General features: G+C 72.2%; 1 protein-coding gene. It reads left to right on the top strand.

Annotated features, from left to right (window positions below; all coding sequences use genetic code 11):
* Positions 1–90: 90 nt before the first annotated feature.
* On the top strand, positions 91–1055 hold a 965-nt coding region (locus tag KUM32_RS37230; RefSeq protein WP_302185234.1), incomplete at its 3' end, for a glycoside hydrolase family 3 protein.

The raw sequence follows: 1055 nt of genomic DNA, 5'->3' as shown, positions 1-1055 counted from the left end.
GTGTGGTACAGGCCAATATCCGGCTGGTCTGCTCCAAGTCGCCCGGCCGTCCGATCCGTCGGCCCACACCCGCACCTCGGAGGTCCCCTCATGGCACGTGGCAGCCACCCGGAACTCATCAGGTTGGCCAACTCCGTCCTACAACCGGGCTTCGTCGGCACCACCGCTCCTGACTGGGTGCGCCGCCGCATCGCCGACGGGCTCGGCTCCGTCGTGCTGTTCGGGCGCAACATCGAGACCCCCGAGCAGGTCGCCGCGCTGACCGCGTCGCTGCGCGAGGAGAACCCCGAACTCATCGTCGCCATCGACGAGGAGGCCGGCGACGTCACCCGGCTCGACGTACGCACCGGCGCCTCCTGGCCCGGCAACCTCGCGCTCGGCGCCATCGACGACCCCGACCTCACCGAGCAGGTGGCCCGCGACATCGGCCGCGCGCTGCGCGCCATCGGCGTCTCCCTCGACTACGCGCCGAGCGCCGACGTCAACTCCAACCCGATGAACCCCGTCATCGGCGTGCGCTCCTTCGGCGCCGAGACCGACCTCGTCGCCCGGCACACCGCCGCCTGGGTGCGCGGCCTGCAGAGCGCGGGCGTCGCCGCCTGCGCCAAGCACTTCCCCGGCCACGGCGACACCAACGTCGACTCGCACCACGGCCTGCCGATCTTCACCGCCGACGCGGAGACCATCACGCGCGTCGCGCTGCCGCCGTTCACCGCGGCCATGGAGGCCGGCGTGCGCACCATGATGACCGCGCACATGCTCATCCCGGCCTACGACCCCGAGCTGCCCGCGACGCTGAGCCCGACCATCATCAACGGCGTACTGCGCGACCAACTCGGCTTCACCGGCCTGGTGGTGACCGACGGCATCGAGATGGGCGCGGTCTCCGGCAAGTACGGGATCGCGGGCGCTACCGTCAAGGCGGTCGCCGCCGGCGCGGACGCCGTGTGCGTGGGTGGCGAGAGCGCCGAGGAGTCCACCACCGTCGACCTCGCCCAGGCGCTGGTGGACGCCGTCGTGGACGGGACGCTGTCCGAGGAGCGGCTGGCCGACGC

The organism is Streptomyces sp. AC627_RSS907, from assembly GCF_019049165.1.
This window is presented reverse-complemented; position numbering and strand designations above follow the sequence as displayed.